This is a genomic window from Hafnia sp. HMSC23F03 (assembly GCF_001816025.1).
GTDB classification, from domain to species: Bacteria; Pseudomonadota; Gammaproteobacteria; order Enterobacterales; family Enterobacteriaceae; genus Hafnia; species Hafnia paralvei.
In genome coordinates, this window is record NZ_KV824234.1 from 186,844 (window position 1) to 210,033 (window position 23,190).

22 protein-coding genes are annotated in these 23,190 nt (G+C 48.8%); 13 read left to right on the forward strand and 9 right to left on the reverse strand.

The features are described from left to right. The first annotated feature begins 1 nt into the window (after position 1). Positions 2-2,032 carry an FUSC family protein gene (locus HMPREF3091_RS17440; protein ID WP_371328694.1) on the forward strand — a complete coding sequence of 677 codons (2,031 nt, stop codon included), beginning with the start codon at positions 2-4 and terminating at the stop codon, positions 2,030-2,032. On the opposite strand, the gene HMPREF3091_RS17445 is transcribed toward HMPREF3091_RS17440, so the two are convergent. After that, positions 2,029-2,268, reverse strand: coding sequence for a DUF1289 domain-containing protein (locus tag HMPREF3091_RS17445; protein WP_004095090.1), 240 nt, complete (start codon positions 2,266-2,268; stop codon positions 2,029-2,031). The two genes, HMPREF3091_RS17440 and HMPREF3091_RS17445, sit on opposite strands and share 4 nt — an antisense overlap. Positions 2,269-2,341: 73 nt before the next feature. Then, positions 2,342-3,244, reverse strand: coding sequence for a LysR family transcriptional regulator (locus HMPREF3091_RS17450; protein ID WP_070717498.1), 903 nt, complete (start codon positions 3,242-3,244; stop codon positions 2,342-2,344). Between the two features lie 119 nt (positions 3,245-3,363). Here HMPREF3091_RS17450 and HMPREF3091_RS17455 point away from each other — a divergent pair, with 119 nt between their 5' ends. From HMPREF3091_RS17455 to HMPREF3091_RS17475, 5 genes are all read left to right on the forward strand, one after another. Further along, a complete protein-coding gene (locus HMPREF3091_RS17455) occupies positions 3,364-4,005 on the forward strand; it encodes an NAD(P)-dependent oxidoreductase (RefSeq protein ID WP_004095087.1) in 642 nt (213 codons plus the stop codon). 250 nt (positions 4,006-4,255) lie between these two features. Next, positions 4,256-5,353, forward strand: coding sequence for an alkene reductase (locus tag HMPREF3091_RS17460; protein ID WP_070717501.1), 1,098 nt, complete (start codon positions 4,256-4,258; stop codon positions 5,351-5,353). Between the two features lie 211 nt (positions 5,354-5,564). Further along, on the forward strand, positions 5,565-5,972 hold the full coding sequence (gene gloA / locus HMPREF3091_RS17465) for a lactoylglutathione lyase (RefSeq protein ID WP_008813577.1): 408 nt from the start codon (positions 5,565-5,567) through the stop codon (positions 5,970-5,972). 174 nt (positions 5,973-6,146) lie between these two features. Next, on the forward strand, positions 6,147-6,803 hold the full coding sequence (rnt, locus tag HMPREF3091_RS17470; RefSeq protein ID WP_004095078.1) for a ribonuclease T: 657 nt from the start codon (positions 6,147-6,149) through the stop codon (positions 6,801-6,803). Between the two features lie 167 nt (positions 6,804-6,970). Then, positions 6,971-8,293 carry a Na+/H+ antiporter family protein gene (locus tag HMPREF3091_RS17475; protein WP_004095077.1) on the forward strand — a complete coding sequence of 441 codons (1,323 nt, stop codon included), beginning with the start codon at positions 6,971-6,973 and terminating at the stop codon, positions 8,291-8,293. 60 nt (positions 8,294-8,353) lie between these two features. On the opposite strand, the gene HMPREF3091_RS17480 is transcribed toward HMPREF3091_RS17475, so the two are convergent. Then, entirely contained in the window at positions 8,354-8,701 is a 348-nt protein-coding gene (locus HMPREF3091_RS17480) for a Grx4 family monothiol glutaredoxin (protein WP_004095076.1), read from the reverse strand. A gap of 365 nt (positions 8,702-9,066) precedes the next feature. Here HMPREF3091_RS17480 and HMPREF3091_RS17485 point away from each other — a divergent pair, with 365 nt between their 5' ends. Together HMPREF3091_RS17485 and sodB are read left to right on the forward strand one after the other, a co-directional pair. Next, positions 9,067-10,038, forward strand: coding sequence for a C40 family peptidase (locus HMPREF3091_RS17485; RefSeq protein WP_070717505.1), 972 nt, complete (start codon positions 9,067-9,069; stop codon positions 10,036-10,038). A gap of 321 nt (positions 10,039-10,359) precedes the next feature. Continuing rightward, positions 10,360-10,938, forward strand: a complete 579-nt coding sequence (sodB, locus tag HMPREF3091_RS17490; protein ID WP_004095073.1) for a superoxide dismutase [Fe] — start codon at positions 10,360-10,362, stop codon at positions 10,936-10,938. Between the two features lie 90 nt (positions 10,939-11,028). Here the strand turns inward: sodB and HMPREF3091_RS22530 are convergent, their stop codons facing one another. Next, positions 11,029-11,118 carry a cytochrome bd-I oxidase subunit CydH gene (locus HMPREF3091_RS22530; RefSeq protein WP_020303734.1) on the reverse strand — a complete coding sequence of 30 codons (90 nt, stop codon included), beginning with the start codon at positions 11,116-11,118 and terminating at the stop codon, positions 11,029-11,031. A gap of 356 nt (positions 11,119-11,474) precedes the next feature. On the opposite strand from HMPREF3091_RS22530, the gene purR reads away from it, so the two are divergent. The 3 genes from purR to HMPREF3091_RS17505 are packed head-to-tail and all read left to right on the forward strand — an operon-like array spanning position 11,475 to position 14,776. Further along, complete coding sequence (gene purR, locus HMPREF3091_RS17495; protein WP_004095070.1) at positions 11,475-12,500, forward strand: HTH-type transcriptional repressor PurR; 1,026 nt, start codon at positions 11,475-11,477, stop codon at positions 12,498-12,500. Between the two features lie 3 nt (positions 12,501-12,503). After that, complete coding sequence (locus HMPREF3091_RS17500) at positions 12,504-14,153, forward strand: ABC transporter permease (protein ID WP_070717507.1); 1,650 nt, start codon at positions 12,504-12,506, stop codon at positions 14,151-14,153. Next, complete coding sequence (locus HMPREF3091_RS17505) at positions 14,150-14,776, forward strand: ATP-binding cassette domain-containing protein (RefSeq protein ID WP_070717510.1); 627 nt, start codon at positions 14,150-14,152, stop codon at positions 14,774-14,776. Before HMPREF3091_RS17500 ends, HMPREF3091_RS17505 begins: the two co-directional genes overlap by 4 nt. A 1-nt stretch (position 14,777) precedes the next feature. Here HMPREF3091_RS17505 and punR read toward each other — a convergent pair whose 3' ends face one another. Beyond that, positions 14,778-15,686 (reverse strand): DNA-binding transcriptional activator PunR, encoded by a 909-nt coding sequence (gene punR, locus HMPREF3091_RS17510; protein WP_035503864.1) that lies wholly within the window; start codon positions 15,684-15,686, stop codon positions 14,778-14,780. 140 nt (positions 15,687-15,826) lie between these two features. On the opposite strand from punR, the gene punC reads away from it, so the two are divergent. Together punC and cfa are read left to right on the forward strand one after the other, a co-directional pair. Further along, positions 15,827-17,053 carry a purine nucleoside transporter PunC gene (gene punC / locus HMPREF3091_RS17515; RefSeq protein WP_070717512.1) on the forward strand — a complete coding sequence of 409 codons (1,227 nt, stop codon included), beginning with the start codon at positions 15,827-15,829 and terminating at the stop codon, positions 17,051-17,053. Between the two features lie 319 nt (positions 17,054-17,372). Next, positions 17,373-18,524, forward strand: a complete 1,152-nt coding sequence (gene cfa, locus HMPREF3091_RS17520; protein ID WP_008813587.1) for a cyclopropane fatty acyl phospholipid synthase — start codon at positions 17,373-17,375, stop codon at positions 18,522-18,524. A gap of 61 nt (positions 18,525-18,585) precedes the next feature. Here the strand turns inward: cfa and htpX are convergent, their stop codons facing one another. From htpX to HMPREF3091_RS17540, 4 genes are all read right to left on the reverse strand, one after another. Further along, positions 18,586-19,470 carry a protease HtpX gene (htpX, locus tag HMPREF3091_RS17525; protein WP_070717515.1) on the reverse strand — a complete coding sequence of 295 codons (885 nt, stop codon included), beginning with the start codon at positions 19,468-19,470 and terminating at the stop codon, positions 18,586-18,588. A 228-nt stretch (positions 19,471-19,698) separates the two neighbouring features. Next, positions 19,699-21,729, reverse strand: coding sequence for a carboxy terminal-processing peptidase (gene prc, locus HMPREF3091_RS17530; protein ID WP_070717517.1), 2,031 nt, complete (start codon positions 21,727-21,729; stop codon positions 19,699-19,701). A 19-nt stretch (positions 21,730-21,748) separates the two neighbouring features. Then, a complete protein-coding gene (gene proQ, locus HMPREF3091_RS17535) occupies positions 21,749-22,456 on the reverse strand; it encodes an RNA chaperone ProQ (protein WP_004095052.1) in 708 nt (235 codons plus the stop codon). Between the two features lie 101 nt (positions 22,457-22,557). Continuing rightward, positions 22,558-23,049 (reverse strand): GAF domain-containing protein, encoded by a 492-nt coding sequence (locus tag HMPREF3091_RS17540; protein ID WP_070717519.1) that lies wholly within the window; start codon positions 23,047-23,049, stop codon positions 22,558-22,560. Between the last annotated feature and the right edge of the window lie 141 nt (positions 23,050-23,190).

Here is a 23,190-nt window from a genome sequence, read left to right on the forward strand (position 1 = left end):
AATGGTGAACTTATCTTGGCTAGATTGGCGCAACACGCCATGGGCAAAGGCCAATGCTGGGCAATGGCGCTATGCCTTACGCAATGCAATAGCGATGTGCCTTGCTCTGTGGGTGGCGTTTTTACTCGATCTTGATGAACCTTATTGGGCCTTTACTTCTGCCGCGGTGGTGAGCTTCCCAACCGTCGGCGGCGTGATCAGTAAAAGCATTGGTCGTATCGCCGGTAGCCTACTTGGCGCGGCGGCTTCGGTACTCATTGCGGGCCAATGTCTCAACGATCCGTGGCTATTTACGCTATTTATTGCCGCATGGATAGCAATTTGCACCTACGTTTCCAATCATTATCAAAATAACGTCGCCTACGCGTTTGCACTAGCGGGCTACACCGCCGCAATCATCGCCTTCACAACCGCCGAATCGACCGACACCATGCAGATCTTTGATATTGCACAGGCGCGCGTATGTGAAGTGATCACCGGCCTGCTCTGCGGTGCTTTTATGATGATGATTCTACCTAGCACCTCTGACGGAACTAATCTTCTGACGTCGTTACGACGTATGCACCAACGTCTGTTAGAGCATGCAACCATGCTTTGGCACCCGGAAACAACGCCGGAAATGCGTGCATCGCATGAGGGGCTAATTGGTCAGATCCTCACCATGAACATTTTGCGCATTCAGGCTTTCTGGAGTAATCACCGCCTGCGTAGCCGCAACAATGTCCTTAACTTTTTACTCCACCAGCAGCTGCGTCTGACCAGTGTTATTTCCAGCATTCGACGAATGTTGGTCAATTGGCCCGATCGCCCTGAATTTTTGCAGGATGTATTGCAAGAGATCATCAAAGAGCTCCAGAACCCCGAGACCAATAAATATCGCTTGGCCAAAATCCTCAGTCGTATCTATCCACATGACCCAAGTGACTATCGTCTGCGTTCTTTTTACCTTCGCCTACGCTATTTTTGCTGGCTCTATTTGCAAGGCAGCCGTTGGATAAGACACGTTGAAAAATCATCGCCGGAAGAGACCTTCTCCCCTCCCAAAGTTCATAGTATCGCGCGTCATACCGACAGTATGGAATCAGCCTACAACGCGCTGCGCACCTTTATCGCGCTGGTTGTTGGCTGCGCATTTTGGATGAATACACAGTGGGACGCGGGATCGGCAGCGTTGACGATTACCGCCATTACCTGTGTGCTTTACTCCACATCGGCGTCACCGATGACCAGCCTAACCACGCTATTTAAAGCGATGGTGTTGCTGTCTATTGGCTGCTATCTGGCTAAATTCGGCTTAATGATTCAAATCGATGATTTCTGGGTATTCTGTGCCTTCTTGTTACCCGTTTTGCTTACGATGCAGCTACTGAAATTACAAAACCCAAAAACAGCCGCGCTCTGGGGACAGCTCATCGTCTTTATGGGATCTTTTTTGCTGGTAACGAATCCGCCGGAATATGACTACGGTAGTTTTGTCAACGACAACATCGCCAAGATTTGCGGTGTGCTGCTGGCTGCCGTGGCGTTTCAAATTCTGCGGCCGAGTTCTGATAAACGTAAAAGCCGCAGGATTATTCAAGCACTGCGCCGTGACTTTATCGATCAGATCAGTCGTAGGCCTCAACAAAGCGAAAGCCAGTTCGAATCACGTATTTACCATCGCATCAGTCAATTAAATCAAAGCAAAGATGAGCTGTCGCGAATCTGGGTACTGCGTTGGGGGGTGGTTCTGCTGAATTGTAGCCACATCGTTTGGCAACTACGTGATTGGCAAACCCGTTCCGATCCCCTTTCCGCGGTCCGTGACGTCTGTATTCACTGTCTGAAAGGCATCATGACAGAAAAAGGTATTCAGCATGACTCACTGGATAAGACCTTGAATGAGCTGTTACGTATCAGCAACGTTTTGTCTCACCATCCGGATCAGAGCGGTCGAGATTTAGCTGGACTCGTCTGGCGTCTGTACTGTTCACTTTCACAGCTTCAGCAGAAGGTGGTGACGTCAGCGTCTAGCCAGTCAATAAATAGCTAAAAGAGCGATGGTTGCTCAGGCTGATTGGAGGGATCGGATTTATCATTGCGCTGTTGGCGTAACCATCGCTGGCGGCACAAACGCAGGACATCACGCTTTTGCGGATCGCTCAGTTTTATCCAGTTAAAACGCTCGTCTCGGCTGCGCATGCAGCCGCGACAGTAGCCGCGATCGTCAGCCTGACATATGCCCCGACAGGGGCTGGGGATCTCAAAGAACTCAAGTTGCTGGGCCACCACAAACCTCCTGCTTACAGATATAAGTGAAGACGTAAACCCGGCTCAGGGCAAATTTATTATCATTTGTTATTCAACGTTGCTGATAATTTTGGAAATAATCGCGTAAGCACTGCATGGCTTGACGGCTTTTTTCCGTATGAACTCGCTCTAACGTCAACGCATGCAGCTTTAGAGGCGCTGGTCGCCACTCTGGTAGCAGCAACACCAAATCACCGCGTTTTACCTCATACTCAATCTCATAAAGCGGCTGTATAGAAATCCCCACCCCCTCCAACGTAAATGCGCGTAATACGTTCATACTGCTACTGCCGGTAGCAATGTCAGGCATACGAATTTTACGCGTTTCTCCATTGTTCCTATGTAGTTCAATCGAAGCAGGAACAGCCTCATTGGTATTCACCAGCCATTGGTGCTGGCTCAGTTCATCGGGTGTTTCAGGTATCCCGCAGCGATTTAAATAACGGGGAGATGCGCACAGCACCATCGGCCAAACAGCTAACGGGTGGGCGATATAAGAAGCATCATCCAACTGGCGATTAACCCGCAGGGCAATGTCCGCGCGAACGTCAATTAAATTGATAATTTCGTCGTTGGCTAAAATTCTCAGACTAAGCTTAGGATGAGCCTGTAACAAAGGGGCTAATGCCTGCGCTAATGGCGCGCCGCCAAGGCCGATCGTGGTCGCAATACGCAGTTCGCCCACTAGCGTGTCGCGCATTTCTGCCAGTCGCTGCTCTGCCTGACTGGCTTCATGCAGCATTGCTTTGCAGCCTGGATAAAAAGCGGCTCCCGCATCGGTCAGCGTCAGTTTTCGAGTAGAGCGATGCAGGAGTGTCACTCCCAGATCTTGTTCTAACGTGCGCATATGCTGGCTCACCGCCGACGGGCTCATCCCCAAACGTCGCCCTGCCGCACTGAACGAACCTTCTGCGACCACAACAGCAAAAACGGCCATCCTGTTGAGTTTGTCCATCAATCAGCCTTGTCATCTTGAAGTTTTACTTAAAGAAGTAAGCTTAAATATGCCACTTATCAACCGAATTGTTAAGGTCTAAAGTAATCCTATCGCAACCTAATTAGAGGAAAATAACAATGAAACTTGCCATTATTGGAGCCACCGGTTTTGTCGGCCGTGTTGTCGTTGATGAAGCATTAGCACGTGGTCACGAAGTGACTGCTATCGCTCGTAGCCAGAAAGATTTGCCAGATGTAGACCGTTTGCACATTGCACTTGGCGACGTGACTAACGTTGATTGGCTAGCACAAACGCTGAAAGGTGTAGATGCCGTTATCAGTGCATTCAACCCTGGTTGGACTGACCCAGAACTGTATGCCAACTTCGTGAAAGGCAGCGATGCCATTTTGGCCGCCGTTGAAAAGTCAGGTGTGAAACGCTTTCTGGTCGTTGGCGGTGCGGGCAGCCTAGAAGTGGCTCCGGGCGTCGAACTGATCGATACCCCACAGTTCCCCGCAGAAATTCGCCCTGGTGCGCAAGGCGCTCGTGAGCTGCGTAACAAATTGCGCGCCGGTAGCAAACTGGATTGGACGGTATTATGTCCAGCAGCCATGCTGGAACCCGGCAAACGCACAGGACAATTCCGTCTTGGTACGACCTCATTGCTGATGAATGGCGATGCGCCCGCTAATATTTCAGTCCAAGATTTGGCCGTCGCGATTCTCAATGAAATTGAGCAACCACAATTTATCAAGCAGCAATTTACTGCCGCTTATTAAACATTAATTCTCTTGGCTCTTCTCCCCGCAGGCTGCACCTCCCCGCCTGTGGGAATTCTGCGTCTTATCCCCGCCTAAAAAACCTTCATTTTAAATAATTTCATCATAAAGTATTTGCGCTTGTATTGACTTAGACCAACCGGTCTATTAGTCTTTGCCCAAGCCTCGTTGTTTCGTATGCATCACGTCCAACGAGCTCATTTAAACTTCGTAGCGTGCGATGACGCGTTACACCGCCACAGGATTAACTATGAAAATCGAAAAGTTATTCACGCCAGTCACCGTTGGTGATGTCACTTTACCTAACCGTGTTTTCATGGCTCCGCTGACGCGCCTGCGCAGCAAAGAACCGGGCGATATTCCAACCCCATTGATGGGCGAATACTATAACCAGCGTGCAGGCGCCGGTTTAATTATCACAGAAGCGACTCAGGTTTCGTTTCAAGCAAAAGGCTATGCCGGCGCGCCTGGTTTACATACGCCAGAGCAATTTGACGCGTGGAAAAAAATCGTTGCGGGAGTCCATCAGCATGGCGGCCATATCGCCGTACAGCTATGGCACGTAGGACGTATTTCTCATAACAGCCTGCAGCCGAATAATCAGCCTCCGGTTGCGCCGTCAGCCATCGCCGCTGACACTCGCACCACGGTTCGAGATGAAAACGGCCATTGGGTACGCGTTCCTTGCTCTGAACCTCGCGCCTTAGAAACCAGCGAAATCCCTGGCATCGTTAACGATTTCCGCCACGCCGTTGCGTTGGCGAACGAGGCCGGTTTTGATCTGGTCGAACTGCACGCGGCACATGGCTACCTCCTGCATCAGTTTATGTCACCAGCCTCTAACCAACGTACCGATCAATATGGCGGTTCTATTGAAAACCGTGCGCGTTTAACACTCGAAGTGGTCGATGCGGCTATTGCCGAATCTGGCGCTGGCCGCGTGGGTATTCGCATTTCACCGTTGGGGCCATTCAACGGGCTGGACAACGGCGAAGATCAGGAAGAAGCCGCGCTTTATCTGATCGGTCAGCTTAACCAGCGCAAAATTGCTTATTTGCATCTGTCCGAGCCAGATTGGGCCGGTGGCAAACCTTATTCAGAATCGTTCCGTCAGGCGGTGCGTGAAAACTTCAGCGGTATCATTATTGGTTCCGGTGGCTACAGCACAGAAAAAGCGGAAACGCTGATTAACCAAGGTCTGATCGACGCCGTTGCCTTCGGACGCAACTTTATTGCCAACCCGGATTTGGTTGAACGTTTAGAGAAAAAAGCAGCATTGAATACGCCGCAGCCTGAAACCTTCTACGGTGGCGGTGCGAAAGGTTATACAGATTATCCAACGCTGTAACACTTTGGCAGATACCTACGTATAACGGGGATAAATGCCAACCCTCTGACTGCCTCCACTCAGTCAGAGGGTTTTTCTATTTATTATCACCACATCTATTGTCACCGCCTCGCTCGCGATTAATACCGACCTTTTATTGATCGCTGAATGTACGCTGTTACAATGCTCTATACCTTGTAAAGCAAGCCGTTTCGATTTTCAGAGGGAAATTATGCGTTTACTACACACCATGCTGCGCGTCGGTCATCTGCAACGCTCCATCGACTTCTACACTAAAGTTTTAGGCATGCGCCTGCTGCGTACCAGTGAAAACGAAGAGTATAAATACTCTCTGGCCTTCGTCGGTTATAGCGATGAAAGTACCGGTTCCGTGATTGAGCTGACCTATAACTGGGGCGTTGAAAGCTACGAGATGGGCACCGCATTTGGTCACATTGCGCTGGGCGTCGATGATGTTGCAGCGACCTGCGAAAGCATTCGTCAGGCTGGCGGCAAAGTCACTCGTGAAGCGGGCCCGGTGAAAGGCGGCAACACCATTATCGCCTTCGTTGAAGACCCAGATGGTTACAAAATCGAGCTGATCGAAAACAAACAAGCTGGCGCGGGTTTAGGCAACTAATCCTAAGTACCAGAATAAATCAAACCCATGCGGTTTGAGCAAAAACCGAGCGGGCGCCTTAGCGTCCGCTTTTTTATCTCGCGCATGAATGAGGTTCGTACCGCGTTTGCGGACTGCAAACTACGTAAAAATTTGCCATAATGCGCGCTGCATTCCATAGACCAGAAGTTGAACATGGCTGAAACCACCAATCTAAATACGCTGAGCGCGCGCTTTCGCGGGTTCTACCCTGTTGTCATTGATGTCGAAACCGCAGGTTTTGATGCCAACACCAACGCGCTACTTGAAATTGCGGCAGTCACATTACGTATGACTGACGATGGATGGTTAGAGCCCGACGAAACACTTCATTTTCACGTTGAGCCTTTTGTTGGCTCCGTACTGGTTCCTGAAGCTTTGGCATTCAATGGTATTGACCCGGAAAACCCATTGCGCGGTGCGGTTAGCGAATACGAAGCCTTGCACGCCATCTTCAAAGCCGTACGTAAAGGCATTAAAGAACACGACTGTAATCGTGCTGTCATTGTGGCGCACAATGCCCATTTTGATCACTCGTTTGTGATGGCAGCGGCTGAGCGCGTTGGCTTAAAACGCAACCCTTTCCACCCGTTCGCCACCTTCGATACAGCCGCGCTGAGCGGGCTCGTATTAGGTCAAACGGTGTTGGCTAAGGCCTGTATTGCCGCCAATATTCCATTTGATAGCACCCAAGCACACTCCGCGCTCTATGACACAGAGCAGACGGCTACGCTGTTCTGTGAATTGGTAAACCGCTGGAAACGTATGGGTGGATGGCCTTTACCCGCCAATGCGGAAGAAAACGCTGAATAAAGATGAATAGCTCGCTATCTAGCGGGCTTTTCCTCTCATTTTGTTGTCTATACAACCCTCGAACTATGCCCTCATACTCCCGCTAATTCTTGTTTTTGTCGTGTTAATGCGAAAAAAATGTTATTAAACGTGTTTTATAATTTTAGAACTCTGGGACATTGACGTCTATGAACGCTGTTGTTGTCGCCGTCACGGTGATGCTTTTACTGAGTTTAATGCGAGTGAACGTGGTTATCGCGTTAATCTTTGCAGCCATTACCGGTGGTCTGGTTGGCGGACTCACCCTTGAAACGACCCTAACCACTTTTAGCGGTGGTCTCGGCGGCGGCGCTGAAATTGCACTTAGCTACGCGATGCTAGGTACTTTCGCCGTTGCTATCTCCCGTTCGGGTATCACCGATATATTGGCTCAGAAAGTCATTGCACGAATGGGACATCAGCCAAGCGCCAGTAAACTATTTTGGTTTAAGTACGGTTTGCTGCTGATTATTTCTCTCATCGCTATTTCGTCGCAAAACCTGATCCCCATACACATCGCATTTATCCCGATCTTGATCCCACCTTTGCTACACGTGTTTTCACGCATGAATCTCGATCGCCGCGCGGTAGCCTGCGTGCTGACCTTTGGTTTAATAACGCCTTATATGGTATTGCCTATCGGCTTTGGCGGCATTTTCCTGAACAACATTCTGCTAAAGAATTTGAACGGCAATGGCCTAAACGTGACAGCGTCACAAGTTCCTCACGCGATGCTGTTACCGGGATTAGGCATGGTCGTTGGGCTGCTGATAGCGGTATTTTTCAGCTACCGTAAACCCCGCCGCTACAGCGAACGCAAAATTCTTGCCGCAGAACCCGAGCATAAAAGCGTTAAAACACGTCACTTGTGGGTGGCAGGTCTCGCGATACTGGCAGCATTAGGCGTTCAGTTGGCGACCAATTCCATCGTGCTCGGCGCACTGGTGGGGTTCATGGTGTTTATCGCCGGTGGCGTTATTCATTGGAAAGAAACTCAGGATGTTTTCACCCGCGGCGTACACATGATGGCGATGATTGGCTTTATTATGATCACCGCATCCGGATTCGCCGCGGTAATTAAAGCCACCGGCAGCGTTGAAACGCTGGTGGTTTCGATTGAGAGCGTGATTGGTAATAATCGCGGTTTAGCCGCCTTTTTGATGCTCTTCGTCGGACTGGTCATCACCATGGGGATCGGCTCTTCATTCTCGACGGTGCCTATTATCGCGGCGATTTATGTTCCATTGTGTATCGCTTTTGGTTTTTCACCGATGGCGACCATTGCCATTGTCGGCGTAGCCGGCGCACTTGGCGATGCTGGTTCCCCCGCCTCAGACTCAACGCTCGGCCCCACTTCGGGCTTAAATATGGATGGCCAGCACGATCATATTTGGGATTCGGTTGTTCCTACCTTCTTGCACTATAACCTCCCCTTGTTGGCCTTCGGCTGGATCGCTGCGATGACGTTGTAAGGTGTACCAAAATAACAAAGGCGCCCTAAGGCGCCTTTGTTTTATCCGACAACAATATCACTATTGCTGTTCTTCCTGAGCGGGGTGCTTCGCCGCAGTTTCTTTAATCAACTGCTGCAATTCACCGGCGCGGTACATTTCGATAATGATGTCACAGCCGCCAACCAGTTCGCCTTCGACCCACAATTGTGGGAAGGTTGGCCAGTTAGCATATTTTGGCAGCTCGGCGCGAATATCAGGATTTTGCAAAATATCGACATAGGCAAAACGCTCGCCGCAAGCAGACAAAGCCTGAACAGCCTGAGCAGAAAAACCACAGCTAGGCAATTTTGGCGAACCTTTCATGTACAAAATAATTGGGTTTTCAGCAAGTTGGCGCTGAATTTTTTCAATAGTGGTCATTGTCATTTTGTTTTACTTCCTCTAACCAGTGTTATGCAGACAGCATGCAAGTGCATATTAGATGATTGTACTGGATTGTACCCAGCGACGCTCTTAGAAAAAAACGACATCTTTTATAGGGGTATTATCTGAAATTTTTTGGGTCCTCAGCCCTTAAGCACTGTTTAATCTAAAAACGTGCTATGCTATATCGGTTTAGTTCGTGTTTAGATTTACAGCAAATTTTGTTCAAAACAGCATCCGATTTAACTCTTGTAACATTTAGTCACAAAGAGAATATAAATAGCGGAAATGAATGCTGTTCTGTTCCTGTTGTTTATTTAATACTGTTTGCCATGTTTTTTTCTTGGGACAAAGCCTGGAACCTACCAATGCGTCTATATATCGCACTCTTTGTTCTGCTGTTTACTCAGCTATTTGCTAATGCCGCCAATGCCTCTCCGGGGCATAAAGTCGTTGCCGATCAGCGAAAGTCGCACACGACCAGTAGCGAAGCCGCCGATCGTAAAAAACGAAAGCCTGCTGCTAGCAAAAAAGAAAAAACGACGACGACTTCTACCGCTAAAAATAAAAAGAGCAGCGATAAAACAGCCACGAGTAAAAAACAAAGCGTTAAAAAAGAGTCGACCTCGCAGAATAGCGCTTTAGCCAGCAAATTTGCCCGCAATCGTGAAGTTGCTCGCAATAAAGCCAACAGCAAGAAAATTGATAAAGCGGTATTAGCCTCTCTATCTAAACCGAATAAAAAATCTGCTGAGAAAAAAACGAGCGCCAGAACCACAACGCTTGCGCGTGTCAGCAATAAAAAGAGTTATGGTCGTCAACGCGGCAAACTAAACAGCAAAAATGAATTGGCTAAGCTTGCGCTAAATCAGAACAACGTTGAGATCGTTGATGGCAAGCCAATCCGCTTGAGTCCACAGCATAAAAAGCGCTACCAGAATGCTAAACAGACCGCGATGAATAAGCTGATGAATCAGGTTGGCAAACCCTACCGCTGGGGAGGCTCATCACCTAGCACCGGGTTCGATTGCAGCGGTTTGGTCTACTATGCCTATCAAGATTTGCTGAGTATCAAAATCCCACGTACGGCTAACGAAATGTATCATCTGCGCGATGCGGCTCCGGTGAAGAAAACCGAGTTACAAAAAGGCGATTTAGTCTTCTTCCGCATTAACAACCGTGGCGCAGCCGATCATGTGGGTGTCTATATGGGCGAAGGAAAATTCATCCAGTCACCGCGTACCGGTGAACAAATTCGTATCAGCTATCTGGATAATGATTATTGGCAGGGTCACTATGTGGGTGCTCGCCGAGTCATGACGCCAAAAACAATTCGTTAGATACGTTAACCATCAGGGATTTATTCATATAACGGATAATCCCTGCGATTTCCCCTCTCCTTTCTCAATATCCTTCCTTCGCTCCTTGATGTCTCGCGGTGTTACTGATGGACAATTCATCAATTGATAACCAAAAAGCAAAATTTAGCCTGTTATTAGACTCAAAACTTGCTAAAATCGATCCCCATAACAAGAGCACAACAAGATCGTTTCAAATTTAAAAACCCGCACACTGACGTTAACGTTAGTGTGATGCGTGAAACATAAAACACTTGCGTGTAACTGTTTCATCGCAAAATAGATCAATAATAGGAGAGAGCAATGTCTTTTGAATTACCTGCATTACCATACGAAAAAAACGCACTCGAGCCGCACATCTCCGCAGAAACTCTGGAATACCATTACGGTAAGCATCACAACACCTACGTGGTAAACCTCAACAACCTGATCAAAGGCACCGAGTTTGAAGGTAAGTCACTGGAAGAGATCATCAAGACCTCTACTGGCGGTATCTTTAACAACGCCGCTCAGGTTTGGAACCATACCTTCTACTGGCACTGCCTGTCTCCAAAAGGCGGCAACGCACCTACTGGCGCAGTAGCAGACGCTATCAACAAAGCCTTTGGTTCTTTCGAAGCTTTCAAAGAAGAACTGACTAAATCTGCCGTGGGCAACTTTGGTTCTGGCTGGACTTGGCTGGTTAAAAAAGCGGACGGTTCTTTAGCTATCGTTAATACCTCAAACGCAGCAACTCCACTAACCAACGGCGACAAACCACTGCTGACCGTGGACGTTTGGGAACACGCTTACTACATCGATTACCGTAATGCGCGTCCTAAATATCTGGAGAACTTCTGGGCTCTGGTTAACTGGGAATTCGTCGCTAAAAACTTGGCATAAGTTTTAACGTACGCATATAAGAAAGGCGGTCAATTGACCGCCTTTTGTTTTAGTCATGTTAATAACTAAAGATTCCAACACGTCTTTAAATCAGTGCAGCGCAGCCACAAAGCTAAAGATAACAATAACTGCCAAAGCAGCCACCGTTGTCATTAGGGAATATTTCAGATCGGTTTCCATGTGCTCGTCTCCCGCATTTCGTTATCAGATCAATTTTTATTATACATAAACACTTGCAGAAAGTGTGTGAAATCATTTTTACATACATCAAATGAGATCACACGCAGAAAATCATTCTATTATTCTTTCTCTTACCCCTTAATTTTGACTTCCCCTTTTGCATTTTATAGGCCAAAATTTACGGTTTACTGCTACGTATCAGCTTTCATAACGAAAAAGAATAGGCTGGCACTCGAAGTCTCTGCATATTCATTTATTTTATGCGCTTTCATTCGGTGTAACTTTAGATGTACGTAAGCAAACGATTAACACAATAGCTATGTTTTAATTACATAAGCTTAGGAGTCATCTGTTTCATGGCAACGATTAAAGATGTGGCAAAACGCGCGGGCGTTTCCACCACGACTGTGTCTCATGTCATTAATAAAACGCGCTTTGTCGCTGAAGAGACTAAAGCCGCGGTATGGGAAGCGATTAAAGAGCTGCACTATTCTCCCAGTGCCGTCGCCCGTAGCCTGAAAGTTAACCACACTAAATCGATCGGTTTACTGGCCACCTCCAGTGAAGCGCCCTATTTTGCTGAGGTCATCGAAGCCGTAGAGAACGCCTGCTACAGCCAAGGCTATACCCTAATTCTGTGCAATTCACATAACAATCCTGAAAAGCAAAAAGCCTATCTCGCCATGCTGGCACAAAAGCGTGTCGATGGCCTGCTGGTGATGTGCTCTGAGTACCCAGAAAACCTGCTACAGACGCTGGAAGACTACCGTAATATTCCAATGGTTGTTATGGATTGGGGAACGCAGCGCAGCGACTTTACCGATGCGATTCAAGATAACGCCTTCGAAGGGGGCTATTTGGCGGGCCGTTATTTGATTGAACGCGGCCATCGTGACATCGGTGCCATTACCGGACAACTGTCGCGCAATACCGGCGGTGGACGCCTGCGGGGCTTCCTGAAAGCGCTACAAGAAGCAAATATTCCAACGCGTGATGAATGGATGGTTGAAGGTGACTTTGAACCGGAGTCTGGATACAAAGCCATGCATCAAATTCTCTCGCAAAAAAATCGCCCGACAGCCGTTTTTGTCGGCGGAGACATCATGGCCATGGGTGCCATCTGTGCCGCAGATGAAATGGGATTGCGCGTCCCGCAAGATATTTCGGTGATCGGGTATGATAACGTACGTAACGCACGTTACTTCACTCCGGCATTAACCACTATTCATCAGCCGAAAGAACGTCTAGGTGCGATGGCCTTTGATATGCTGCTCGACCGCATCGTGAGCAAACGCGAAGATTCACAGACTATCGAAGTGCATCCTAAATTGGTAGAGCGTCGTTCAGTGGCCGATGGCCCTTATCTGGACTATCGCCGCTAAACAATGAAGAACGGCCGCTCCTGTCTCGCGCTGTTCCCTGTTGTGCTGATATTTGCTGGTGCGCTGCCGATTATGGCGGCGCTACTGGTTATGTTTCAGCCCCCTTCAGACACTTTTTCCATTAGCTATTTGCTTGCGTCGTGGCATCTATTGCTACAGTGGCCAGGGATATCGCAATCCATCACGCTGAGCATATTCAGTGGTTTTGCCGCCACGCTAATCTCACTATGGCTAGCTCTAGCGTTATGTGGGCAGGTAATTCAGAGACAGAATGGTCATATCGCGCGGGTTATCTCCACCGCTATTCTCGCCATCCCCCACATTGCTTTAGCGACCGGATTGATCCTGCTGCTGTCCCCATCGGGCTGGTTGTTAAGGCTCATTTCCCCCACGCTTACCGGATACGCTCGCCCACCTGATTGGCTGATTATCAACGATCCTTATGCACTTTCATTGACGTTGCTATTAGCGGTGAAGGAAACACCTTTCCTGTTTTTGATGGCGCTGAATATCGCCGGACGTATTGATGTTCGACGACAAATACAGTCAGGTGTGGCACTAGGCTATCCTTCAACTCGCGTCTGGTGGCTGTTGCTGGTGCCACAGATTCTGCGCAGCCTGCGGTTGCCCGTTTTCTGCGTGTTGGCATTTGGCTTATCCGTGGTGGATATCGCTATTTTGCTTGGACCACAGCAACCCACTACGCTATCCCTACAGATTTGGCAATGGATGACCGATCCGGCATTGGCGCATCAGCTATTGGCGACCAGCGGGACGTTGCTCCTGCTTGGGATCACGCTTTTTAGTTTTGTCCTCTGGCTGCTGATTGAAAGGATCTGGCTGCGCTATTGCCGCAACGCGCACGGCCAAAGACGCTATAAGCGTCATATGCCGCTACGGCCTCTATGGATCGTTGGCATACTGCTGACGCTGGGTTCGTATAGTGTTTTGTTTATCTGGTCGATTGCTTGGCGCTGGCCGTTCCCTGCCGCCTTGCCGCTGCAATGGACGTTCGATTATTGGTTCTGCAGCCTAAGCCAACTGGGTGCACCTATCATCAATAGTCTACTCATCGCTGGCATCGCCAATCTCTGTAGTCTGCTTCTCTGTGTAGGCTTTCTTGAATGGCAATTCTTGCGGCATAAAACCACAGGATTGTGGCTGCTACTTGCGCCTCTTTTGCTACCGCAAATCAGTCTGATTTTTGGTTTACAACATTTAGCAGCGTGGTTCGACGTCATAGGCCTGCTGCCCAGCGTGATTTTCGCCCATATGCTGTTTATTGCACCTTACTACTTCCTCAGTCTGAGCGGGCCATGGCAGGCTTTTGATCGTAGACTCCTCTACACGGCTCAATCGCTGGGGAAAAACCCGTGGTCGTGCTTCTGGCATATTAAAATTCCATTATTGAGTAAACCGCTGGCGATATCCGTCGCCCTAGGCTTTGCTGTCAGTATCGGCCTTTATCTGCCGACTCTCGGGTTCGGCGCTGGGCGTTTCCCTACTTTAGCCACCGAAACGGTGGCCTACGCTAGCGGAATCGATCGCCGCATGGCGGCTGTTGCAGCGCTGTGGCAAACCTTTCTGCCACTGGTCGGCTACGGGTTAGCACTGTTTATCCCCTTTACCTTCTCAAGGAGTAAGCTGCAATGAGCACGTTGACTCTCGAACAGTTTCAAGTCTATTTACATGATGTGCCGTTAACGCCTGAACTCAACGTGAGTGTGGCCGGCGGAGAAACGCTTACGCTAATGGGGCCGAGCGGGTGCGGAAAATCAAGCTTGCTGTTAGCGCTTGCCGGGCATGCCCATGCACCGATTTCACTGCGAGGAAAAGTGAAAATTAACGGACAAGATGTGACATATCTTCCAGCTCATCAACGCAAAGTCGGTCTGCTATTTCAAGATGACTTATTATTTCCTCATCTCAACGTAGAACAAAATCTGTTATTCGCGTTGCCTGATGATGTTGCTCGGACAGAACGCCACCCACAGGTGACTCAAGCCTTAGCAAAGATTGAGATGAGTGAGTTTTCCCGCCGCTTTCCAAATGAACTCTCCGGCGGGCAACGCGCCAGAATCAGCCTGCTTCGCACCCTATTATCAAGCCCAGCGGTCGTTGCACTAGACGAGCCTTTTTCTAAGCTCGATAAAACGCTGCGCCAGCATTTTCGCCGCTGGGTCTTTGATGAGTTAAAACAGGCCAATATCGCCACCCTTTTAGTCACACACGATGAAGATGATGTGCCAGAAAATGGGCAAATGATTTGCCTGTAGTTTATTCTGGGCTCAGCCATTCTTGATTCATGGTTTCGGTATCTCCCAGATAATCCAAAAGCCAGTCAATTGCCGGTGAGCGAGTATGATCTTCCCAGGTCACGCAGCAGGCGCTATCAGGAAACGGCTGCGCCAACTGCAAAATATGTAATTTCCCCGCACTGACCAATGGCTCTGCCATATGAGCCGGCATCAGCCCCACGCAAAGACCGCTTTCCAGACAATCGCAGGCAGACTGCCAGTCTGGCACCACTAAACGGCGCTGGTTATCAAGTAGCCATGTGTCGCGCTTAGGCAGATTGATTGACGTATCCTCAATGCACAGCGCAGGGAATGGACGAATTTTATCATCCGTTAGCTCACCCTCGATCATCGCCAGAGGATGCTCTGGACTGACTAAGCAATGCCAATGCAAAAAGCCCATATCGCGAAATGAAAAACGCCCTCCGGCAGGCACCGCGCGCGTTGCACCAATCGCCACATCGACACGGCCGGCAACTAAAGCATCCCACACACCGTTAAACACTTCTGGATGAACCATTAACTCCATATCTGGAAAGTGGCGATAAAAATCCACGACTAACTGCCGACTCCTACGCGGATTAACGATGCGATCGACGGCGATATTTAGCTGTCCACGCCAGCCGTTTGCGACTTGCTGACACTGGCGACGGGTGGAATTCATTTTTTTGATAATAGTACGCGCTTCTTCAACAAAAAATGCGCCTGCCTCGGTCAATTCCACATCGCGATGGCGTCGCTCAAATAGCGAAACGGCCAGCCATGTTTCCAACTGGCGTACCGTGTAACTCACGGCAGACGGCACACGGTGCAGCTCTTGTGCTGCAGCGCTGAAACTCCCCGTTCGAGCAACCGCGTCTACAACCTCTAATGAGTATTCAGACCACATGTGCGCTACCTCACTTTTCTTGCTTTCAAAAATTTTCACTCATGATAGCAAATATTAGCGTTTCACAAGTAATTAGTGAGATCGCTAAACTCCCCACGTCACACTTTCACTCTGCAACAAATTTATAACGAGTCAAAATAATGCGAACTTCCTCATTTTTTATGTTCTATCTGGCCGGCTTGAGCATGTTGGGATATCTGGCCACCGATATGTATCTTCCTGCTTTTGGTGCCATGCAGCAGGATCTGGGTGCGTCTGCGGGCGCAATTAGTGCTAGTTTAAGTATCTTCTTGGCAGGTTTTGCCTTTGCCCAGCTCGTTTGGGGCCCACTCTCTGACCGTATTGGTCGTAAGCCCGTCCTGCTGATGGGGCTGACATTGTTTAGCCTTGGCTGCTTGGGAATGATCTGGGTAGACACAACTGTTGAGCTTCTGGTTCTGCGTTTCGTGCAGGCTATCGGTGTATGTTCTGCCGCTGTGACTTGGCAGGCGCTGGTAATCGACCGTTACAGCAAAGGCATCGCCAACCGCGTATTTGCCACCATCATGCCGCTGGTCGCACTGTCGCCAGCCTTAGCGCCTTTACTCGGTGCATGGTTACTGAATCACTTAGAGTGGCAGGCAATTTTCGCCGTATTATTCGGGATTTCTCTGCTCCTCCTGATCCCTACGTTGATGCTGAAAGATACGCGCCGTAAACCAACAGAAGAGAAAACGCAGAAAAAAATCAGTTTCTTCCAGTTGATGCGCTCAAATATCTTCTCTGGCAACGTAATGATTTTTGCTGCCTGCTCTGCGGGTTTCTTTGCTTGGCTAACCGGTTCACCGTTCATTCTCGGTGATATGGGCTATGGCCCTAACGATATTGGTTTGAGCTATGTGCCACAGACGATTGCCTTCTTAATCGGTGGCTATGGCTGCCGTGCGCTGCTTAGCCGCATCGGTGGAAATCTGATGCTGCCTGTACTGCTGATTGTTTATAGCCTGTGTATGATTGCGATGTTCGTGATGGCAATGTTTAGTGCACCAGGTCTGTTCGCTATTCTCGTCCCTTTCTGCATCATGGCGATGGCGAATGGGGCCATTTATCCTATCGTGGTCGCGAATGCGCTAACGCCATTCCCTGAAAATAGTGGTAAAGCTGCCGCGTTGCAAAATACCTTACAGCTTGGCGTATGTTTCCTTGCCAGCCTGCTGGTATCGGTCTTTGTTGAATCTGCGCTCTTAGCAACTACGGCGATTATGGCGGGAACCGTTATCTTGGTCATGATTGGCTATTGGCTTAAAAGTGACAGCGTCACTAAAAAATTAAGCTCAGATAAGTTAACTACAACAGAATCAAGCAAAAAGCACGTTTCTCAACACTAGTATTTTTTGTCTCCTTTACGCTAACCCATTGACCAGCGGTATAGATTCATACTTGAGTCTGTCACCGCTGCGTCCTATACTGCAACAGTTGCATTCACAATTATTTTGCTAGTGAGTAACTTTTACTTTTCTGGCGTGCGGAGCGCGTCACGTTTTCTAAAGGATGAGTCCCTGCTAAACGCATGGGTTTCCTCAGTTTTCCATTTTTCTAAGTCGGGTTTAAACACCGCGGGTTGGCCGTTGGTACTCGTGCGCCTACAGATTGCCCATGCGTTCTGGCAGGTCGAGTTATATGAAGAATATGGGTCATGGAGAAACTATGAGTTCATCGTGTATAGAAGATCTGAGCGTACAAAACAGTCAGTGGTACAGAATTGCCAGTGAGATGTTGCAGTCGGCAGATATTGAGGTAAATGGTTCACGCCCTTTTGATATTCGCGTCAAGAATCCTCATTTCTTTAAACGTGTATTGCAAGAAGGTTCACTGGGTCTTGGTGAGAGCTATATGGATGGTTGGTGGGAATGCGACCGATTAGACATTTTCTTCCAGAAAGTGTTACGCGCCGGATTAGAAAACCAGCTTCCCCATCATATTAAAGATACGCTGCGCGTTGCGGCGGCTCGATTGACGAATCTCCAATCTAAAAAACGTGCATGGATCGTGGGTAAAGAGCATTACGATTTGGGCAATGACCTTTTTAGCCTGATGCTCGATCCCTACATGCAGTACTCCTGTGGATATTGGAAAGACGCCACCACGCTCAAACAGGCGCAAGAAGCCAAGCTAAAACTTATCTGTGAAAAACTTCAGTTAAAACCGGGTATGACGCTGTTAGATATCGGCTGTGGCTGGGGTGGACTTGCCGCTTATGCCGCGAAGCACTATGGCGTGTCGGTCGAAGGCGTCACTATTTCTGCGGAACAGCAAAAATTAGCGCAGGAACGCTGCAAGGATTTAGATGTAAAAATCCTGCTGCAGGACTATCGCGATCTTGATTCGCAATATGACCGCATCGTTTCAGTGGGGATGTTTGAGCATGTCGGACCGAAAAACTACCAGACCTACTTCAACGTCGTTGCCCGAAATTTAAAGCCTGATGGTCTTTTCCTTTTGCATACCATTGGTGCTAATGAAACGAATATGAACGTCGATCCTTGGATCAATAAATATATTTTCCCTAATGGCTGCCTGCCTTCTATTAAGCACATTGCTACCACTAGTGAAGGTAAATTCGTCATGGAAGATTGGCACAATATTGGCGCTGATTATGACCGCACCTTAATGGCTTGGTACGAACGTTTTGTACAAAATTGGCCAAAGCTGGAACATAACTACTCTCAGCGTTTCTTCCGTATGTTCAGCTACTATCTGAATGCCTGCGCTGGTGCGTTCCGCGCACGCGATATTCAGCTGTGGCAGGTCGTATTCTCACCACGCGGCGCCGAAGGCGGTTTGCGTGTCGCGCGTTAAACAGAGCGCCATAAACGTCAAAGGAGCCTTTCGGCTCCTTTGTTTTTTCTATCGTGCTGAATTACTTCAGGTATTGGCCCGTACGCAGCGCTTCAATACGCTTGTCCAACGGCGGGTGAGACAGGAACAGTTCGCTAAAAGACTTATTACGGCCGTTAATGCAAAATGCCATCATGCTCCCTTCTTCCTGCGGCTCATAGCTGGTTTTTAGACGCTGCAAGGCAGCAATCATTTTCTCGCGACCGACTAAGTTTGCAGAACCCGCATCGGCACGGAATTCACGGTAACGAGAGAACCACATGGTGATGATGCTCGCCAGAATACCAAACACAATCTCCAGCACCATAGACACCGCGAAATAAATCATCGGATTACCACTGCTGCTGCTTTCACCTTCATCACGATTGCCAGACAAGAACCCTGCCGCCACCTGCGCAATCAGGCGCGAGATAAAGATAACAAAGGTATTCACCACCCCCTGAACCAGCGTCATAGTTACCATGTCGCCATTGGCAACGTGGCTAATCTCATGCGCCAAAACGGCTTCAGCCTCATCGCGGCTCATGTTTTGTAGCAAACCGGTGCTCACCGCAACGAGCGAAGCATTACGGCGTGCGCCTGTTGCAAACGCATTCATATCCGGTGCGTGATAAATAGCCACCTGCGGCATAGCAATGCCCGCCTGCTGCGACTGGCGACGCACCGTTTCAACTAACCAGCGCTCGGTTTCGTTGCGTGGCTGCTCAATCACTTCGCCACCGACCGAACGCAACGCCATCCACTTAGACATCAACAGAGAAACAATAGAACCACCAAAGCCGAACAGCAGTGCCATCACCATCAGCCCTTGCACGCTGCTGGACTGGATCCCTGTTAGGCTCAACACCACACCAAACACCAGCATAACGGCTAGGTTGGTTAGCAGGAACAAAGCGATACGCATCATATTATTTATTAATCCTCATTCATGGAGTACGCACTATGCGATGACTAGATCGTAAGGGCATCTGCGCGGGATTCAAGAGGTGTTAAGCAATAACACACTAAAGAAACATAACTTTACAATTTGACGTACTAAAACTCACATAACTGACGATTTATACACCAATACAACTAAGCCGTAGGCATAAAAAAAGAGCGATCTCTCGCTCTTTTTCACTCTAACTCGAATCGATTATTTTGAGCTGCCTTGCATTTGCTGAGCAAGATCGAGCGCAATTTTCACCGTTTCATCCAGATATGGATCTGGCTCCTGATAATCCTTCGGCACGTCATCAAGTGACTTGATTGGTTTTTTGCCGTCAGCTTTCAGGCGTTCGTTGATACGCATCAGACGCGTTGCATCATCATCTTTGTTCTCTTTTTCACGCTGGGCATAGTTAAGAGAAACGATGTTTTTGCGATCTTTGAGTGCCTTATAGTGAGCGATATCCTGCTCGATATATTGGAACTCTGGGTTTGAAGCGATGCGCTTGTTGTGATCAGCAAGCAGTACCGGATCAAACTTCTGCACGTCGCCCGCATTCTCATAGGTAGCCGCTTTAATGCTGTCCCATGGCAGAGCGTTATCTTCAAAGCTTTCGCCGGTGTCGATGGATTCCAAACCGGTTGGCATGATGATATCAGGCGTAACACCCTTACGTTGAGTACTGCCGCCGTTGATGCGGTAGAACTTCTGAATGGTGTACTGCACGGAGCCTAATTCAGGCCACTCAGGACGCAACATTTGATCGTAGATACGGTTCACAGAACGGTATTGTTGAACGGTGCCTTTACCGAAGGTCGGCTCACCAACAATCAGCGCACGGTCATAATCCTGCATCGCAGCGGCAAAAATCTCTGACGCTGACGCACTAAAGCGATCGACGAGAACGACCAGAGGGCCTTTGTAGTAAACTACCCCGTCGCTATCGGCATCTTCACGGATTTTGCCGTTGTTATCGCGCACCTGCACAACGGGGCCACTCGGGATAAACAGGCCGGAAAGCGATACGGCCTCAGTCAATGCCCCGCCGCCGTTGCTGCGCAGATCGATAATTACGCTGCTGACGTTCTGTTTTTCCAGTTTCTGTAGCTGTACTTTGACGTCATCGGTCAAACCAACGTAGAAGCCCGGAATATCCAACACGCCAACTTTCTTACCGTCGACGGTTTTCACACTCATCTTGACCGCACGATCTTCTAAACGAATGCGTTCACGAGTCAGCGTGATGGTGCGCGTTTTGGTGCCCTTGCCTGCTGGCAGAATTTCCAGACGAACTTTGCTGCCCTTCGGCCCTTTGATCAGCTCAACCACGTCGTCGAGACGCCAGCCGATCACGTCCACCATCGGTTTGCCCGGCTGTCCCACGCCAACAATGCGATCGCCCACTTTCAGCGCTTTACTCTTAGCCGCGGGGCCACCAGCAACCATTGAGTTAATCTGGGTGTAATCATCTTCCGTCTGCTGCAATACCGCACCAATACCTTCCAGAGACAGGCTCATCTCGGTATTGAACTGTTCGGTATTACGCGGTGACAGATAGTTGGTATGCGGATCAATCTCATGCGCAAACGCGTTCATGAACAGCTGGAAAACGTCTTCACTCTTACTCTGTGTAAGGCGTTTAATCGCAAACTGATAGCGTTTGGTCAGGATTTTCTGAATCTCGGGCCAATCTTTACCGGCGAGCTTCAGATTTAATTCGTCATATTTAACTTTGGCAGTCCAAAGCTGATTCAATTCTTCTGTGCTGGTTGGCCACGGTGATTTACTACGGTCGACATCAATGGTGTCGTTGCCGTCGAAAGTCATCGGTGACTTAAGCAAAGAAAGTGCATATTCATAACGTTCAAAGCGACGTTTCTGAGCCAGATTAAACAGCGCATAAGCGGTATCTAGCTGACCGGATTTCAATTCATCATCCAGCGTCGTTTCACGGTCTTTAAACTGCGCCACGTCAGAGGCCAACAACACGTTATGGTTGTAGTCCAACATATTGAGATAGCGAGCAAAGATCTTTTTGGAGAAATCGTCATTCAAATCGAATTGACGATAATGAGAGCGCGTAAAACGCGACGTCACCCGTTCACTGACGGTCGCATGTTGCGGCTCTTGGCGCAGCTGCGGTAACTGATTAATGTTGTAAGCAACATTATCAGTCGCAAAGCTGGCACCAGCGAATAACGCCAGGGCCATCGCTGATACCCTGAAAATTTTGTTCATGCCTTGGTTGGCCTCCGTATCAGAACTGCAAGTGTTCTGCGCGCACAATCATCGCCAGACCGTTAGAAAGCTGAACGCGTACACCATCTTTGGTGATTTCCAATACGGAAGCGTCCATCGCACTTTTACCCGCGCTGACTTTTACATCCTGACCTACGGTCAGTTTGGTAATGTCAGTCACCGGCACAGTACGCGGCTTAGCTGATTCAGTGTTAGCGCGAGGCGTGCGATCCTGCTGTGGACGAGGAGTGCGTGGTTTACGCGCTTCTTTGTCGCCGGTAGCAGCATCGGTGCGACGTGCAGCAGGTTTTTTGCCCGCTGGACGAGGACGACGGTTTTCTGTCGCTTCACCGGCCTCACGTTTTTTCGCCTGCTGTTCTGCACGTTGTGCTTGAACTCGCGCTTTGGCTTCTTCTAATTGTTGACGAGCGTGTTCTACGTGCTGCTCTTCCAGCACACCACACGAATTACCGTCAAGATCGACTCGTTCTGCACCCACTTTCACGCCGTGCAGATAACGCCAGCTTGAAGTGTACAGACGGAGCGCTGAACGTAGCTGAGTCTTGCTCAGTCCGTTTTCATCTCCCTGCATCCGCTCAACCAGATCTTGGAAGATACCGATTTTCAACGGACGTGCTTCGCCCTCTGCGCTAAAGCACTGCGGGAAACGCTGGGCTAAAAATGCAATGACTTCTTTACTACTATTCAACTTGGGTTGATTTTCCATGAAATTTCCTGATTACAACGGGTTTGCCAACCAGCGATGGCATGAACAGGCGACATTATAATGGCGCTATCGCCAAAAGCCACGCCATACGCACGACAACCTTATGCAAATGTCACAAATTTTGCGCCATCACACTCTGCCAAGTGCCTGCAAAGCGCATAAACAACTGATTTTAATCCAGTTTCGTCCTCTTCATCGAATCGGTCATAAACTGTGCTATCGATATCTAAAACACCAATAACCTGTCCATTTACCTCAAGAGGCAGCACAATTTCAGCATTGCTGGCGGCATCACAGGCAATATGTCCTGCAAAAGCATGCACATCGGCGACGCGCTGAACCTCATTTTTCGCATACGCCGTTCCGCAAACTCCCTTACCCACAGGAATACGTACACAGGCTAATTTGCCCTGAAATGGCGCAAGAACCAGCGTATCACCGTCAATGAGGTAAAAACCTGCCCAGTTGACGTTCTCTAAACGCTCATAAATCAGGGCGCTAGCGTTAGACAATGTTGCAATAAAGTTATATTCACCACTGCTTAACGCAGCCAGATCGCGGGCCAGATCGGCATAAAATTCTTTTTTACTCATTTAAATCTCGTTACCTTGTTACTTGGACATCGCCATAAGGCTTGAATAATAGGTCACATTAACACTTGTGGCGCCAGCTCTAAGACAAAAACACTTAAGCCTTTTTTAAGCAATACCAAGCGGTGTCCTTAAGTTTCTGAG

Excerpts from the sequence above, each read along its gene's own strand:
- proQ (WP_004095052.1), bottom strand. The coding sequence starts at position 22,456 with ATGGAAAATCAACCCAAGTTGAATAGTAGTAAAGAAGTCATTGCATTT.
- HMPREF3091_RS17540 (WP_070717519.1), bottom strand. The coding sequence starts at position 23,049 with ATGAGTAAAAAAGAATTTTATGCCGATCTGGCCCGCGATCTGGCTGCG.
- HMPREF3091_RS22530 (WP_020303734.1), bottom strand. The coding sequence starts at position 11,118 with ATGGAAACCGATCTGAAATATTCCCTAATGACAACGGTGGCTGCTTTG.
- punC (WP_070717512.1), top strand. The coding sequence starts at position 15,827 with ATGCGAACTTCCTCATTTTTTATGTTCTATCTGGCCGGCTTGAGCATG.
- punR (WP_035503864.1), bottom strand. The coding sequence starts at position 15,686 with ATGTGGTCTGAATACTCATTAGAGGTTGTAGACGCGGTTGCTCGAACG.
- HMPREF3091_RS17455 (WP_004095087.1), top strand. The coding sequence starts at position 3,364 with ATGAAACTTGCCATTATTGGAGCCACCGGTTTTGTCGGCCGTGTTGTC.
- HMPREF3091_RS17450 (WP_070717498.1), bottom strand. The coding sequence starts at position 3,244 with ATGGACAAACTCAACAGGATGGCCGTTTTTGCTGTTGTGGTCGCAGAA.
- HMPREF3091_RS17440 (WP_371328694.1), top strand. The coding sequence starts at position 2 with ATGGTGAACTTATCTTGGCTAGATTGGCGCAACACGCCATGGGCAAAG.
- rnt (WP_004095078.1), top strand. The coding sequence starts at position 6,147 with ATGGCTGAAACCACCAATCTAAATACGCTGAGCGCGCGCTTTCGCGGG.
- prc (WP_070717517.1), bottom strand. The coding sequence starts at position 21,729 with ATGAACAAAATTTTCAGGGTATCAGCGATGGCCCTGGCGTTATTCGCT.
- HMPREF3091_RS17475 (WP_004095077.1), top strand. The coding sequence starts at position 6,971 with ATGAACGCTGTTGTTGTCGCCGTCACGGTGATGCTTTTACTGAGTTTA.
- sodB (WP_004095073.1), top strand. The coding sequence starts at position 10,360 with ATGTCTTTTGAATTACCTGCATTACCATACGAAAAAAACGCACTCGAG.
- HMPREF3091_RS17480 (WP_004095076.1), bottom strand. The coding sequence starts at position 8,701 with ATGACAATGACCACTATTGAAAAAATTCAGCGCCAACTTGCTGAAAAC.
- HMPREF3091_RS17500 (WP_070717507.1), top strand. The coding sequence starts at position 12,504 with ATGAAGAACGGCCGCTCCTGTCTCGCGCTGTTCCCTGTTGTGCTGATA.
- gloA (WP_008813577.1), top strand. The coding sequence starts at position 5,565 with ATGCGTTTACTACACACCATGCTGCGCGTCGGTCATCTGCAACGCTCC.
- purR (WP_004095070.1), top strand. The coding sequence starts at position 11,475 with ATGGCAACGATTAAAGATGTGGCAAAACGCGCGGGCGTTTCCACCACG.
- cfa (WP_008813587.1), top strand. The coding sequence starts at position 17,373 with ATGAGTTCATCGTGTATAGAAGATCTGAGCGTACAAAACAGTCAGTGG.
- HMPREF3091_RS17505 (WP_070717510.1), top strand. The coding sequence starts at position 14,150 with ATGAGCACGTTGACTCTCGAACAGTTTCAAGTCTATTTACATGATGTG.
- HMPREF3091_RS17485 (WP_070717505.1), top strand. The coding sequence starts at position 9,067 with ATGCGTCTATATATCGCACTCTTTGTTCTGCTGTTTACTCAGCTATTT.
- htpX (WP_070717515.1), bottom strand. The coding sequence starts at position 19,470 with ATGATGCGTATCGCTTTGTTCCTGCTAACCAACCTAGCCGTTATGCTG.
- HMPREF3091_RS17460 (WP_070717501.1), top strand. The coding sequence starts at position 4,256 with ATGAAAATCGAAAAGTTATTCACGCCAGTCACCGTTGGTGATGTCACT.